Annotated in this window: 12 protein-coding genes; 8 read left to right on the top strand and 4 right to left on the bottom strand. The window is 72.9% G+C overall.

The features are described from left to right. Window positions 1-40 precede the first annotated feature (40 nt). The 4 genes from ACZ6O2_RS03995 to ACZ6O2_RS03980 all read left to right on the top strand — a co-directional run bounded on the left by ACZ6O2_RS03995 (window position 41) and on the right by ACZ6O2_RS03980 (window position 2,582). Complete coding sequence (locus tag ACZ6O2_RS03995; protein ID WP_350712090.1) at window positions 41-598, top strand: 2'-5' RNA ligase family protein; 558 nt, start codon at window positions 41-43, stop codon at window positions 596-598. 121 nt (window positions 599-719) lie between these two features. Next, window positions 720-1,643 carry a YihY/virulence factor BrkB family protein gene (locus ACZ6O2_RS03990; protein WP_350712061.1) on the top strand — a complete coding sequence of 308 codons (924 nt, stop codon included), beginning with the start codon at window positions 720-722 and terminating at the stop codon, window positions 1,641-1,643. 14 nt (window positions 1,644-1,657) lie between these two features. Further along, a complete protein-coding gene (locus ACZ6O2_RS03985) occupies window positions 1,658-2,026 on the top strand; it encodes a GntR family transcriptional regulator (RefSeq protein WP_466021927.1) in 369 nt (122 codons plus the stop codon). Between the two features lie 112 nt (window positions 2,027-2,138). After that, window positions 2,139-2,582, top strand: a complete 444-nt coding sequence (locus ACZ6O2_RS03980; protein WP_466021926.1) for a hypothetical protein — start codon at window positions 2,139-2,141, stop codon at window positions 2,580-2,582. 50 nt (window positions 2,583-2,632) lie between these two features. Here the strand turns inward: ACZ6O2_RS03980 and ACZ6O2_RS03975 are convergent, their stop codons facing one another. The 3 genes from ACZ6O2_RS03975 to ACZ6O2_RS03965 all read right to left on the bottom strand — a co-directional run bounded on the left by ACZ6O2_RS03975 (window position 2,633) and on the right by ACZ6O2_RS03965 (window position 6,090). Continuing rightward, window positions 2,633-3,004, bottom strand: coding sequence for a VOC family protein (locus tag ACZ6O2_RS03975; protein ID WP_466021925.1), 372 nt, complete (start codon window positions 3,002-3,004; stop codon window positions 2,633-2,635). A gap of 180 nt (window positions 3,005-3,184) precedes the next feature. Continuing rightward, window positions 3,185-4,819, bottom strand: a complete 1,635-nt coding sequence (locus ACZ6O2_RS03970; protein ID WP_350712065.1) for a glycoside hydrolase family 13 protein — start codon at window positions 4,817-4,819, stop codon at window positions 3,185-3,187. Between the two features lie 197 nt (window positions 4,820-5,016). Beyond that, window positions 5,017-6,090, bottom strand: coding sequence for a LacI family DNA-binding transcriptional regulator (locus ACZ6O2_RS03965; RefSeq protein WP_363705622.1), 1,074 nt, complete (start codon window positions 6,088-6,090; stop codon window positions 5,017-5,019). Window positions 6,091-6,291: 201 nt separating this feature from the next. Here ACZ6O2_RS03965 and ACZ6O2_RS03960 point away from each other — a divergent pair, with 201 nt between their 5' ends. The 4 genes from ACZ6O2_RS03960 (at window position 6,292) to ACZ6O2_RS03945 (ending at window position 12,192) form a co-directional block, all read left to right on the top strand. After that, on the top strand, window positions 6,292-7,545 hold the full coding sequence (locus ACZ6O2_RS03960; protein ID WP_350712067.1) for a sugar ABC transporter substrate-binding protein: 1,254 nt from the start codon (window positions 6,292-6,294) through the stop codon (window positions 7,543-7,545). Beyond that, entirely contained in the window at window positions 7,545-9,185 is a 1,641-nt protein-coding gene (locus ACZ6O2_RS03955) for an ABC transporter permease subunit (RefSeq protein ID WP_466021924.1), read from the top strand. The genes ACZ6O2_RS03960 and ACZ6O2_RS03955 overlap by 1 nt, the downstream gene beginning before the upstream one ends. 5 nt (window positions 9,186-9,190) lie before the next feature. Further along, a complete protein-coding gene (locus ACZ6O2_RS03950; protein ID WP_466021990.1) occupies window positions 9,191-10,108 on the top strand; it encodes a sugar ABC transporter permease in 918 nt (305 codons plus the stop codon). A gap of 221 nt (window positions 10,109-10,329) precedes the next feature. Further along, the gene (locus tag ACZ6O2_RS03945; protein WP_466021923.1) at window positions 10,330-12,192 is read left to right on the top strand and encodes a glycoside hydrolase family 13 protein; all 1,863 of its coding nucleotides are present in this window, start codon (window positions 10,330-10,332) and stop codon (window positions 12,190-12,192) included. Window positions 12,193-12,271: 79 nt separating this feature from the next. Here the strand turns inward: ACZ6O2_RS03945 and ACZ6O2_RS03940 are convergent, their stop codons facing one another. After that, window positions 12,272-12,862 carry a TetR/AcrR family transcriptional regulator gene (locus ACZ6O2_RS03940; RefSeq protein WP_466021922.1) on the bottom strand — a complete coding sequence of 197 codons (591 nt, stop codon included), beginning with the start codon at window positions 12,860-12,862 and terminating at the stop codon, window positions 12,272-12,274. Window positions 12,863-12,929: the final 67 nt, after the last annotated feature.

Genomic DNA, 12,929 nt, shown 5'->3' with positions numbered 1-12,929 from the left:
GCGCGACGGGGTGAGGGTGGACAGGTCGGTGGCCGGAGGGATGGCGCGGAGCGTGGATCGCAGGGACGGGGCGCCGGACGCCGGTGACACCATCCAGATCGGCATCGCGGTGGACATCCCGGAGCCGTGGGGCGGCACGCTCACCCGACGCCGGGTCGAGGCCGGCGACCCCCAGGTCGTGCCCGCGCACGTGACCCTGCTCGGGCCGACCGAGATCCCGGTGGCGACGCTGCCGGCGGTGGAGCGGCACCTCACCGCGGTCGCCGCCGCCCACCTGCCGTTCACGCTGCACCTGCGGGGCACCGGCACGTTCCGGCCGGTGACCCAGGTGGTCTTCGTGGCGGTGGCCGCCGGGATCAGCGAGTGCGAGCTGCTCGCCGCCGCGATCAGCGCCGCCCCGGAGCTGCGCCGCGAGGCGCGCTTCCCGTACCACCCGCACGTCACCGTCGCGCAGGACGTCGCGCCGGAGGCGCTGGACAAGGCGTACGAGGACCTGGCCGACTTCTCCGCGATGTTCGAGGTGGAGGCGTTCACCCTCTTCTCGCACAGCGGGCAGACCCGGTGGCAGCCGCGCCGGGACTTCCGGCTGGGCGGCTGACCCCGTCCGCCGGTGCGCCGGGGCGGCCGGGGCGACGACGCCGACCGGGCGACGCGCCGGGCCGGCGAGGGCCGGCGGCAGGTTGCCCCCGTGACGGCGATAGATCGGCGAGGATGACGGCGTGAACGTGTGGGGCCGCATCGAGGCGGGCGTCGACCGCCGGATCAGCGCCGCGCGCCGCCGGTCCGGTGCCGTCGACCACCTGTGGCGGGCCGGCGTGCTCTACGCCGAGGTGCTGGGCGGGCGGCTGGCCGCCGCGATCGCCTACTACGGCTTCTTCGCGGTGTTCGCGCTCGCGCTGGTCGCGTACTCGATCTTCGGGGCCATCCTGGAGGACAACGACGAGGTCAGCGCCGCCGCCGCCGGCTTCCTGCGGGAGAACCTGCCGTTCCTCGACCCGGTGCAGATCGCCGAGAGCAGCGGCACGGTCGGGGTGGTCGGCCTGATTATCCTCGTCCTGACCGGCATCGGCTGGGTGGAGGCCATCCGCTCCTCGCAGCGGTTGATGTACGGGCTCAACCAGCAGCCCGGCAACCTGGTGGTGCGCCGCCTGGTCGACCTGGGCGTGCTGCTCGTCGTCTTCGTGCTGCTCGGCGTCTCGGTGGCGGCGGTGGACGCGCTGGAGTCGCTGCTGCGCTTCCTGCTGCGCAGCACCGGCTCGGTCGGCCTGACCACGGTCAGCGCGGTGCTCAGCGTGCTGGTCAACGCGGTGCTGGCCACCCTGCTGCTGGTGGCGGTGCCGCGGCTGCGGATGAGCCGGGTCCGGCTGCGCCCGGTGGTGCTGCTCGTCGCGGTCGGCATCACGCTGCTGAACACCGTCGGGCGCTACTACGTCGTGCGCACCGAGCGCAATCCGGCGTACACGGTGGTGGCGGGCGCGGTGGGGCTGCTGCTCTACCTCTACCTGCTCAACCAGCTGGTGCTCTTCGGCGCGGCGCTCGCCGCGACGAGCCGGCGCGGCCGGGTGGTGGACCTGGCGGAGGGCCCGCCGCCGGCCGACCTCGACGCGGACACGGATCCCGGCGCCCCCGGCGGGGCCGGATGAACGGGGGAGCGGGCGTGCGGATCTCGGTGGACCCGGGCTCGGCGGTGCCGCCGTACGAGCAGGTGCGCGGGCAGCTCGCGGAGCTGATCGGGACGGGCCGGCTGGCGGTCGGCACCCGGCTGCCGACGGTGCGGCAGTTCGCGGCGGACCTCGGGCTGGCGGTCAACACGGTGGCCCGGGCCTACCGGGAGCTGGAGGCGGCCGGCCTGCTGGAGACCCGGGGCCGGCACGGCACTTTCGTCGCACCCGGCCGCGATGATGCGCTGGACCGGTTGCAGCGGGTGGCAGCCGACTACGCCGCCGAGGCCGCCCGGTTGGGGGTGTCGCCGTCGGCGGCGCTCGCCCTCGTCCGCGCGGCCCTGGACGCGGCGCGGCCGGGCTGACGGCGCGACGGCGGAGGCGGGTGGCCGCGCGGACGAGGATCCGACCGTCACGGGGACGGCGATTGGGCCGAATGCCACCCGGGCTTCCGGGGGGACGGACGATGATGGGCGCGTGGGCGCACTCGTGACACTGGACCTGCCGGAAGACTCCCCGATGCTCGGCCTGCCGTGGATCATCACCTTCGGCCCGCTCGGCGAGGCCGACGAGTGGGAGCCGGTGGTCTGCGGCCCCTACGAGCGACCGCACGCCCTCGCGCTGGCCGAGGCGGTGGTCGCCGAGGAGCAGCTGATGGCGGTGGTCGAGCCGCTGCTGCCGGCGGTGTCGGCGGAGGAGATCCGGGGCGAGATCGCCGCCGCGCAGGTCGCCGCCGAGGACGAGTCGGCGCGGATCGAGGAGGCCGACCTCTACGGCGACTTCGAGGACACCATCGACGAGGAGTTCGAGGCGACGGCTGCGGAGGAGCACCGCACCGAGCCGCTCGCCCCGCCCAGCGAGGCCGAGATGCGGGCCGGCTTCGCCCGCATCGCCGCGAAGCTCACCGGCGGCGCCGCCTGAGCCGACCGGCGGCGGGGACGGGCTCGCGGCGGTGACGAGGCGGCGGGCGGTCAGGGGCGGCGCGGCGGCCGGTGCAGCACGCAGAACTCGTTGCCCTCCGGGTCGGCCAGCACCTCGAAACCCTCGTCGCCGCGCTGTCCCACGTCGGCGCGCCGGGCGCCGAGCCCGATCAGTCGGCGGATTTCGTCGGCCGGGTCACCGTCGGCGACGAGGTCCAGGTGCAGCCGGTTCTTGCCGGGCTTCGGGGTGCCGGAGCCCTGGAGCCAGACCGTCGGCGCACCGGCCCGGTCGTCCGAGGGCCAGAGCTTCGCGCTGCCGTCACCGCCGGCGTGGACCGTGTAGCCGAGGGCGGCCGACCAGAAGCCGGCCATCAGGTCGAGATCGACGACGTCGAGGGTGTACTGCGTGACACGAACCACCATGGGTTCGTCGTACCCGGGCGGGCCGGGGGCGACACCTGTCCGGGATGGACGCCGGCGCCCCGCGGAGCGGACTCCACGAGGCGCCGGCGCCATCTCACCCCCCACCACAAGGGGTCGGTGGCCCAGCCGCCCGTCGGCGCGGGGCACAACGGACGACCAGGTCGATGACGGGTTACCCGCTCAGCGCCGTTCGAACCAGGCAGCCGCGTCGACCGGGAGCAGGTGACCCGTGCCCTGGCCGGTGAGCGCCTCGCTGGCGGCGATCGGCTCGCCGTACCCGTCGATCAGGGCCGGGGCACCGCTGATGTTGACCACGCAGGTCAGCACGGTGTCGCCGGCGGCGCGGCTGAAGGCGAGCACACCCGGCCCGGTCTCCAGCCAGGTGACCCCGCCCGCGTCGGCGGCCAGCGCCGGGTGCGCGTGGCGGATCCGCAGGGCGGTGCGGTAGAGCTCCAGCGTCGAGCCGGGCACGCCGGCCTGGGCGGCGACCGAGAGGGCGCGCCAGGTCGTCGGGGCCGGCAGCCAGCTCAGCTCGCTGCCCTCCGGCCCGAAGCCGTACGGGGCCAGCTCGCCGCTCCACGGGATCGGCACCCGGCAGCCGTCCCGGCTCTCGCCGGTGCGCAGGAACGCCGGGTCCTGGCGCAGTTCGTCCGGCAGGTCGAGCACCTCCGGCAGGCCCAGCTCCTCGCCCTGGTAGACGTAGGCACAGCCGGGCAGGGCGAGCATCAGCAGGGTGGCGGCCCGCGCCCGGCGCAGCCCCTCGGCGCCGTCGCCGTATCGGGTGACGTGCCGCTGCTTGTCGTGGTTCGACAGCACCCAGGTCGTCGGCGCGCCGACGATGGTCGACTCGGCGAGCGCGGTGTCGATCACCTTGCGGAACGATTCGGCCGACCACGTCGCGTCGAGGAAGTCGAAGCTGAACGCCTGGTGCAGCTCGTCGGGGCCGATGTATCGGGCCAGTCGCTGCGGGGTCTCGGCCCACGCCTCGGCGACGGCCATGCGGCCGCCGGGGTAGCTGTCCAGGATCGGCCGCCAGGCGCGGTAGATCTCGTGCACCTCGTCCTGGTCGAAGTAGGGGAGCCGACCCTTGCCGAGCAGCTCCACCTGGCGCTGCCCCGTGGTCATCGTGCTGAAGCCGACGTCGGGCAGGCCCTCGGCCTTGATCATGCCGTGCGCCACGTCGACCCGGAAGCCGTCCACGCCCCGGTCCAGCCAGAAGCGCAGGATGTCCTCGAACTCGGCGCGGACCTCCGGGTGGCGCCAGTTCAGGTCCGGCTGCGCCGGGTCGAACAGGTGCAGGTACCACTGGCCGTCGTCCACCCGCGTCCAGGCGGGGCCGCCGAAGATGCTCTCCCAGTCGTTCGGGGGCAGCTCGCCGTCCGCGCCCCTGCCGTCGGCGAAGAGGTACCGCTCGCGCTCGGCGGATCCCGGGCCGGCGGCCAGGGCGGCCTGGAACCACGGGTGCCGGTCGGACGTGTGGTTGGGCACCAGGTCGACGATGATCCGCAGGCCGAGCGCGTGCGCGTCGGTGATCATCGCGTCGAAGTCGGCGAGGGTGCCGAACATCGGGTCGACGTCGCGGTAGTCGGCGACGTCGTAGCCGCCGTCGACCATCGGGGAGGTGTAGAAGGGGGTCAGCCAGAGCGCGTCCACGCCGAGGTCGCGCAGGTACGGCAGGCGTTCGCGGATGCCCTGCAGGTCGCCGATCCCGTCGCCGTTGGAGTCGGCGAAGCTGCGGACGTAGACCTGGTAGACGACCGCGGAACGCCACCAGTCGTCGTCGGAGGTCAGCGGCGTGGGGTTGCTGACGGTCATCGGAGGCGGTTCCCCGTTCTGTGACGCGCGGGACAGCACACCCGGCGCGGTGCGGGTGGAAGGCGCGGTCTGAGCAGGATGCCGCCCGGTGCTGCAAGAGTCAAGCATTTCTTGCGCAAGGGATGCCCCGGTCACGCCGGGCGAACGCCCACGGCCGGTCCGCCCGGTCCCGGGTGGGCGGCAGCCGAGGTGGACGGTCAGGCGGGGACGGCGAGCGCGGGCGGCGCGGGGCGCTGGCGGCCCGGGGCGCCGCCGCCGGCCGGGGCGACCGCGGTGGAGCCGCGCACCACCAGCTCGGGCCGGAACACGTACTCCGAGTGCGGGGCGGCGTGCCCGTTGATCTCGTCGACCAGGGCCCGGACGGCGGCGACCGCCATCGCGGCCACCGGCTGGCGCATGGTGGTCAGCGGCGGGTCCGTGAAGGCCATCAGCGGGGAGTCGTCGTAGCCGACCACCGAGAGGTCGGTCGGCACGGACAGGCCGCGCTGCCGGGCGGCCCGGATCGCGCCGAGCGCCATCAGGTCCGAGCCGCAGACGATGCCGGTGACGCCCCGGTCCAGCAGTCGCGCGGCGGCCGCCTCACCACCCTCCACACCGAACAGGGAGAGCTCGGCCAGTTCGCCGAGGTCCGCCTCGGCCGCGCCGGCCAGCCGGCCCATCGCGGCCCGGAAGCCGGCCACCCGCCGCTGCACCGGCACGAACCGGTCCGGGCCGGTGATCAGGCCGATGCGGCGGTGCCCGAGCGCCACCAGGTGGGCCACGGCCAGTTCGGTGGCCTCGCCGTCGTCGCAGGAGACGAAGGGGGCGGGGATGCCCGGCGCGTACCCGTTGATCATCACGATGGGCAGCGGACGGGCGATCAGGGCGCGGTACCTGTCGTGGTTGGCGGCGGTGTCGGCGTGCAGGCCGGAGACGAAGACGATCCCGGAGACCTGCCGGTCCAGCAGCATCTCGACGTACTCGTCCTCGGTGACTCCGCCCGGCGTCTGGGTGCACAGCACCGGGGTGAACCCGCTCTGCGCCAGCGTCGACTCGATCACCTGGGCGAAGGCGGGGAAGATCGGGTTGTCCAGTTCGGGCACCACCAGGCCCACCAGGCCGGCGCTGCGCTTGCGCAGCCGGGCGGGGCGCTCGTAGCCGAGCACGTCGAGAGCGGTCAGGACGGCCTGCCGGGTCTCGGGGGCCACGCCCGGGCGGTCGTTGAGCACCCGCGACACCGTGGCCTCGCTGACTTCGGCCTGCTGGGCGATGTCGGACAGTCGAGCGCGCATGGCCCGCACTTTAGCTCACGAGCAAGATCTTGCGTACACTCCTGCAAGCCCTTCCATTCTCTGAAACCCCTTGCTAACGTCCCCGCAACACGCGAGAGCAGCGGCGCAGCACATCGGGCGCCGGTTTGGCAAGAAATTTACAGAGGTTTCCACTGGCGGGTCGCCCTTCCCCCGGGGGCCGCCATGACGACAGGAGTACCGATGCGCATCCGTACCGCGGGTGTGGTCGCCGTCCTCGGCCTGGCGCTCGCCGCCTCCGGCTGCGGCAGCGACAGCAGCGACGAGCCGGCCGCGAAGGAATCCACCAAGGCCGCCGCCGGCGGCAAGCTGGTGATCTGGGCCGACGACAAGCGCACCGCCGCCCTCAAGCCGTTCGCCGAGAAGTTCGGCCAGGAGAACGGCGTCACGGTCGAGGTCCAGGCCGTCTCCAAGGACCTCCAGACCAACTTCGTCACCGCCTCGCAGCAGGGCAGCGGCCCGGACGTCGTGGTCGGCGCGCACGACTGGATCGGCAACCTCGTCCAGAACGGCGCCATCGACCCGGTGCAGCTCGCCGCCGAGCAGAAGAGCGGCTTCAACGAGACCGCCGTCAAGGCCGTGACCTTCAACGGCCAGCTCTACGGCGTGCCCTACGCCATGGAGAACCTGGCGCTGATCCGCAACACCGAACTGGCCCCCGAGGCGCCGAAGACGATCGAGGACCTGGTCGCCGCCGGCAAGAAGCTCAAGGCCGAGAAGAAGGCCAGCGAGATCCTCTGCCTCCAGTCCGGCCAGAACGGCGACGCGTACCACATCTACCCGCTCTACACCTCCGGCGGCGGGTACCTCTTCGGCACCGCCGCCAACGGCGACTACGACCCGAAGGACCTGGGCGTCGGCAAGCCGGAGTCGATCGAGGCGTTCAAGAAGATCGCCGCGCTCGGTGAGAAGGGCGAGGGCGCGCTGAAGCGCTCGATCACCGGCGAGAACTCGATCGCCACCTTCACCGGCAAGAAGTGCGCCTTCCTGGTCTCCGGCCCGTGGGCGATCGCGGACGCCAAGAAGGCCAACATCAAGTACGACATCTCCCCGGTCCCCGGCTTCGCCGGTGGCAAGGAGGCCCAGCCGTTCGTGGGCGTCCAGGCGTTCTACGTGGCGTCGAAGGGCAAGAACAAGGCCCTGGCCCAGGAGTTCGTGGCCAACCACGTCACCACCCCCGAGCTGGCCGTGGCGCTCTACAACGCCGAGCCCCGCCCGCCGGCGCTGACCGCCGCGCTGGACCAGGTCAAGGGCACCGACCCGGACCTGGCCAAGTTCCAGGAGGCTGGCAAGAACGGTCAGGTGCTCCCGGCGATCCCCGCCATGGCCACCATCTGGGACCCGTTCGGTAAGGCCGAGGCCGCCATCATCGGCGGCGCCGACCCGACCAAGACGATCACCGCGGCCGGCAAGACCATCTCCGGCCAGATCAAGTAATGAGCACGTCGCTGTCCGGCCCGGGACCTGCCACACAGGACCCGGGCCGGGAGCCCGTCGGCTCCGGGCTCCCGCGCCCGTCCCGCACCGCGCGGCACCACGCGCCGATCACCGCGACCGGTCTGCTCGTCAAGGTGATCCTGCTCGGCCTGACCGCCGGGATCGCGATCTGGGCGGCCTTCCCGCTCGTCGAGGCGGAGAAGTGGATCGGGCTGGCAGTCCTGGCCGCCACCACCGCCGGGCTGTTCTACCTCTACCTGACCCGGCGGCACATCCCGGCGAAGTACCTGGTCCCCGGCACGCTCTTCCTGATCGCGTTCCAGGTGGTCCCGGTGCTCTACACGGCGAGCACCGCCTTCACGAACTTCGGCGACGGTCACCGCGGCACCAAGGACGAGGCCGTCGTCGCCATCCAGACCGCCTCGGTCAAGCAGGTGCCCGGCTCCACCGAGTACGCCCTGTCGGTCGCCACCAAGGGCGACCCGGCGACCGGGCCGCTCGTCTTCCTGGTCTCCGACCCGGCCACCGGCGTGGTCTCGGCCGGCGACAGCGGGGGGCTGCGCCAGCTCGACGCCGCCCAGGTCACCGTCGCGCCCGGCGGCAAGGTCACCGCCGCCGAGGGCTACACCGTGCTCAACTTCGGTCAGGCCAGCGCGCGCAGCCAGGAGATCACCGACCTGGTGGTGCCGACCTCCGGGGGCGCGGTGCGCTCCGCCGGCCTGTCCCGCGCCTACGAGGGCAAGGCGGTCCGGGCGTACGACGCCGGCTGCGACTGCATCAGGGACACCGAGACCGGCCGGACCTGGACGGCGGACGAGGAGACCGGCGCCTTCGTCGCCGCCGACGGCGAGCGGCTGGCCCAGGGCTGGAAGGTCACCGTCGGGCTCAAGAACTTCTCCCGGGTGCTCACCGACCCGGCCATCTCCGGGCCGTTCTTCGGCACCCTGCTGTGGAACTTCGCCTTCGCGATCGGCTCGACCGGCGGCACGTTCCTGCTGGGCATGTTCATCGCCCTGGCGCTGCACTCGCCCCGGATGCGGGGCACCAACCTCTACCGGGTCCTGCTGATCCTGCCGTACGCCATGCCCTCCTTCGCGATGCTGCTGGTCTGGCGGGACATGTTCAACACGGACTTCGGCCTGATCAACAACCTGTTCGGGATCGGGGTGGACTGGTTCGGCCAGGAGTGGTCGGCCCGGATCGCGGTGGTCCTGGTGCAGCTCTGGCTGGGCTACCCGTACATGTTCCTGGTCGCCACGGGCGCGTTGCAGGCCATCCCGAAGGAGTTGACCGAGGCGACGTCGGTGGACGGCGCGTCGCCCTGGCAGTCGTTCCGGTCGGTCACCCTGCCGCTGCTGCTGGTCGCGCTCTCCCCGCTGCTGATCGCGTCGTTCGCGTACAACTTCAACAACTTCAACGCGATCTACCTGACCACCGAGGGCGGCCCCTTCCCGGCGGACAACCCGACCGCGGGGGCGACCGACCTGCTCATCACGTACACCTACCGGCTGGCCTTCGGCGCCCAGGGAGCCCAGTTCGGCCTGGCGGCGGCGGTGTCGATCTTCATCTTCACCATCGTCGCGGTGGTCTCGGCGGTGAGCTTCCGGCGCACCCGCAAGCAGGAGGAGGTGTACTCGTGACCTCGCTGCACGGCACTTCGGTCGCGGGCGGCGGCACCGGCGCCGCCCCGGCCGCCAACCGCAACGCGGGCCGGGGCCGCAACCGGTGGTTCGCCCGGGTCGGCTGGCGCCATCTCGTCGGCGTGCTGGCGGTCGCGTTCAGCCTCTTCCCGATCCTGTTCGTGCTCTCGGCCGCGCTCAACCCGCTCGGCACGCTCTCCTCGACCGAGCTGGTGCCGACCGGCGCGTCCTTCGACAACTTCGTGGACCTGTTCGACCGCACCGCGTTCGGGTGGTGGTTCGTCAACTCGCTGCTGATCGCCGGGGTGGCCTCGTTCGCGTCGGTCTTCCTGTCGGCGCTGGCGGCGTACGCCTTCTCGCGGATGCGGTTTGCCGGGCGGCGCGTCGGGCTGCTGTCGCTCCTGCTGATCCAGATGTTCCCGCAGTTCCTGGCGATCGTGGCGATCTTCCTGATCTTCACCACGATCACCGACCTGTGGCCGGCGATCGGCTTCAACACGCCGTGGGGCCTGCTGCTGCTCTACCTGGGCGGCGCGCTCGGCGTGAACACCTGGCTGATGAAGGGCTTCTTCGACACGCTCCCCCGGGAGCTGGACGAGTCGGCCACGATGGACGGCGCCACGCACGCCCAGGTCTTCTTCCGGATCATGCTGCCGCTGGTGGCGCCGATCCTGGCGGTGACCGGCCTGCTCGCCTTCATCGGCACCATCAACGAGTTCCTGATGGCGAACGTCTTCCTGACCGACAGCGAGTCCAAGACCCTCGCGGTCGGCATGTTCGGTCTGGTGGCCGGGGAGCGGAACAACAACTTCGGCATCTTCGCGGCGGGCACCCTGCTCACCGCCATTCCCACGGTGCTGGTCTTCCAACTGGTCCAGCGCTACATCGTCTCCGGCCTCACCGCCGGAGCTGTCAAAGGATAGACCGGACAGGTGGCCGCTCCTCGCCGAGGTCGAGGCGAGGGGTGCCGCTCTGTCGCGACCAGCCGGGTCCGCCGGCCGGTCAGCAACACGCAGCGCTGCGGCAAGGGCGTCGGCGTCCGACGTACACCGGAGCAGTCGCGGGTCGACCGCCGCGGTCGGGAAACCGGCCGCGGCGGGTGCCCCCTTTCTCTCCCCGTCCGATCGACGCGAAAGGCGCCACCATGTCCCTGTTGCCGCACCACGACGGATCCGCCCTGTACGTCCCCGAGCAGGAGCCCTCGCTCGGCGACACCGTCGACGTCTTCGTCCGGGTGCCGGCCGGCGCCGACGCCCGCCAGGTGCACGTGCGCACCACCGGCGACGGTGAGCCCCGGTTCACCGAGGCGGTCGTCGACCGCACCGACGGCGACGACGTCTGGTGGCGGGTCCCGGTCGAGGCCCGCAACCCGGTCAGCAACTACCGGTTCATGCTCACCGGCCGCCGCGGCTACCGCTGGCTGAACGCCGCCGGCGTGGCGCACCACGACGTGCCGGACAACGGCGACTTCAAGCTGGTCACGTACGCCCCGCCGCCGGCCTGGGCCCGGGACGCGGTGATCTACCAGATCTTCCCGGACCGGTTCGCCCGCTCCGCCGCCGCCGACGGGCGCGACCTGCCGGACTGGGCGATCCCGTGCGACTGGGACACCCCGGTGATCGGGCGCGGCCCGGAGACCCCCTACCAGTTCTACGGCGGCGACCTGGACGGCGTCACCGGACGGCTGGACCACCTGGACCGGCTCGGCGTGAACACCGTCTACCTGACGCCGATCTTCCCGGCCCGCTCCAACCACCGCTACGACGCGTCCAGCTTCGACACCGTCGATCCGCTGCTCGGCGGGAACGCCGCGCTGGCCCGGCTTGCCGACGCCGTACGCGCCCGCGGCTGGCGGCTGCTCGGCGACATCACCAGCAACCACACCGGCGACGCGCACGAGTGGTTCACCCGGGCCGCCTCGGACGTGTCCGCGCCGGAGCGGGAGTTGTACTACTTCGACGAGGTGACCGGCTGCGACAACTCCAGCTCGGCGCGTCTGACGCCGCGCTGCGACCTGGAGCTGTCGTACGAGTCCTGGAACGGGGTCAAGTCGCTGCCGAAGCTGAACTGGGGCAGCGCCGAGCTGCGCCGGCGCTTCGCCACGGCCGAGGACTCGCTGCTGCGCCGCTGGCTGCGACCGCCGTACGGGCTGGACGGCTGGCGGGTGGACGTGGCGAACATGACCGGGCGGCAGGGCGCCGACGCGTACACCCACGAGGTGGCGGCGCTGCTGCGCCGGGTGGTCGCCGAGACCCGCGCCGACGGCCTGCTGCTGGCCGAGCACGGCCACGACCACACCGGCGACCTGGACCGCGACGGCTGGCACGGGACGATGAACTACGTCGGCTTCACCGACCCCGTCTGGTCCTGGCTGCGGCACGGCGACGACCCGCTGCCGAACTTCCTCGGCACCCCCGGCGGCGTGCTGCGGCGGGACGCCGACGCCGTACTGGCCACCATGAACGCCTACCGGTCGCTGGTCTCGTGGCGGTCGTACACCCACTCGTGGCAGCTGCTCGGCTCGCACGACTCGGCCCGGATCCGCACCGTGGTCGGCGACGCCGCGCGGCAGGAGGTCGCCGCCGGTCTGCTCGCCACCATGCCGGGCACCCCGGTGATCTTCGCCGGCGACGAGCTGGGCCTGACCGGCACCAACGGGGAGGGCTCCCGGACCCCGATGCCGTGGCACCGGCCCGAGACCTGGGACGAGTCGACGTTCGCCGGCTACCGGGCGTTGGTCGCGCTGCGCCGCGCCGAGCCCGCGCTGCGCCACGGCGGCCTGCGCTGGCTGCACCACGACGCGGACACCCTGGTCTTCCTGCGGGAGGCGGCGGCCGGCAGCGTGCTGGTGCTGGCCCGCCGGGCCGCCGGCGCTCCGGTCCGCCTGGCCGGGCTGCGGGCGGCGGAGAACGTCTACGGCGGTGCCCCCGCCCTCCGCCCCGACCCGGACGGCACGGTCACCCTGCCCGCCGACGGCCCCACCTTCCAGGCCTGGCGCCTCGCCTGACCCGGGGCCGCCCGCGCCCCGCCCTGCTCTGCGCGCCGCCGGGGCGGGGCGGGGCGGGGCCGGGCGGGATAGGGGTCGGTCAGGGGGCGAGGAGGGCGCGGACGCCGGCGAGGTAGGTGGCGCGGTCCGGGCGGCCGGTGAGGAGTCGCTGGAGGAACCAGCCGATGACCAGGGCGAAGAGGCCGGCGGCGACCGCCTCCGGGTCGGCGTCGGCGGCCACCTCGCCGGTGCCCTGGGCGCGGCGGACGAGCGCCTCGAAGTGGCGGCGGATGCCGTCGTACTTGTCGGCCACGAACTCGGCCAGCACCGGGTCCCGCTGCGCCTCGCCCCAGACCTGGATCGCGATCCGCAGGGCGCCGTCGTCGCCGGTCTGCGTCTCCACGTACGCCAGCGCGCGGTCGAGCGCCTCGACCAGGGGGAGCGGTGGCTCCCGCCGGAGCAGGTCGTCGAGGACGACTCCGGCGCCGCCGACCGCCTCCTCGGCGATCGCGTTGATCAGATCCGCCTTGCTCGGGAAGTAGCGGTAGACGGCGCCCACGGAGAGACCGGCCTCGGCGATCACGTCCTGCATCGTCGTGCGGTGGAAGCCCTCCCGCAGGAAGCACCGGCGGGCCGCGTCGACGATCTGGCGGCGGCGGGCGGCGAGGTGTTCCGGGGAGACGCGGGGCACGGGACACATCGTAAATCGAACGTTCGTTCTTGACAGTCGCGCACCACAGCGGCAGCCTGGAGTCATA

Source organism: Micromonospora sp. NPDC048040, from assembly GCF_055587185.1.
Note: the sequence above shows the minus strand (reverse complement) of the source record. Positions and strands in the feature narration are given on the sequence as shown.

What these genes read in the sequence shown, in the direction of transcription:
- ACZ6O2_RS03970 (WP_350712065.1), bottom strand. Translation starts at nt 4,819, where the DNA reads ATGACCGTCAGCAACCCCACGCCGCTGACCTCCGACGACGACTGGTGG.
- ACZ6O2_RS03955 (WP_466021924.1), top strand. Translation starts at nt 7,545, where the DNA reads ATGAGCACGTCGCTGTCCGGCCCGGGACCTGCCACACAGGACCCGGGC.
- ACZ6O2_RS03945 (WP_466021923.1), top strand. Translation starts at nt 10,330, where the DNA reads ATGTCCCTGTTGCCGCACCACGACGGATCCGCCCTGTACGTCCCCGAG.
- ACZ6O2_RS03960 (WP_350712067.1), top strand. Translation starts at nt 6,292, where the DNA reads ATGCGCATCCGTACCGCGGGTGTGGTCGCCGTCCTCGGCCTGGCGCTC.
- ACZ6O2_RS03975 (WP_466021925.1), bottom strand. Translation starts at nt 3,004, where the DNA reads ATGGTGGTTCGTGTCACGCAGTACACCCTCGACGTCGTCGATCTCGAC.
- ACZ6O2_RS03995 (WP_350712090.1), top strand. Translation starts at nt 41, where the DNA reads ATGGCGCGGAGCGTGGATCGCAGGGACGGGGCGCCGGACGCCGGTGAC.
- ACZ6O2_RS03965 (WP_363705622.1), bottom strand. Translation starts at nt 6,090, where the DNA reads ATGCGCGCTCGACTGTCCGACATCGCCCAGCAGGCCGAAGTCAGCGAG.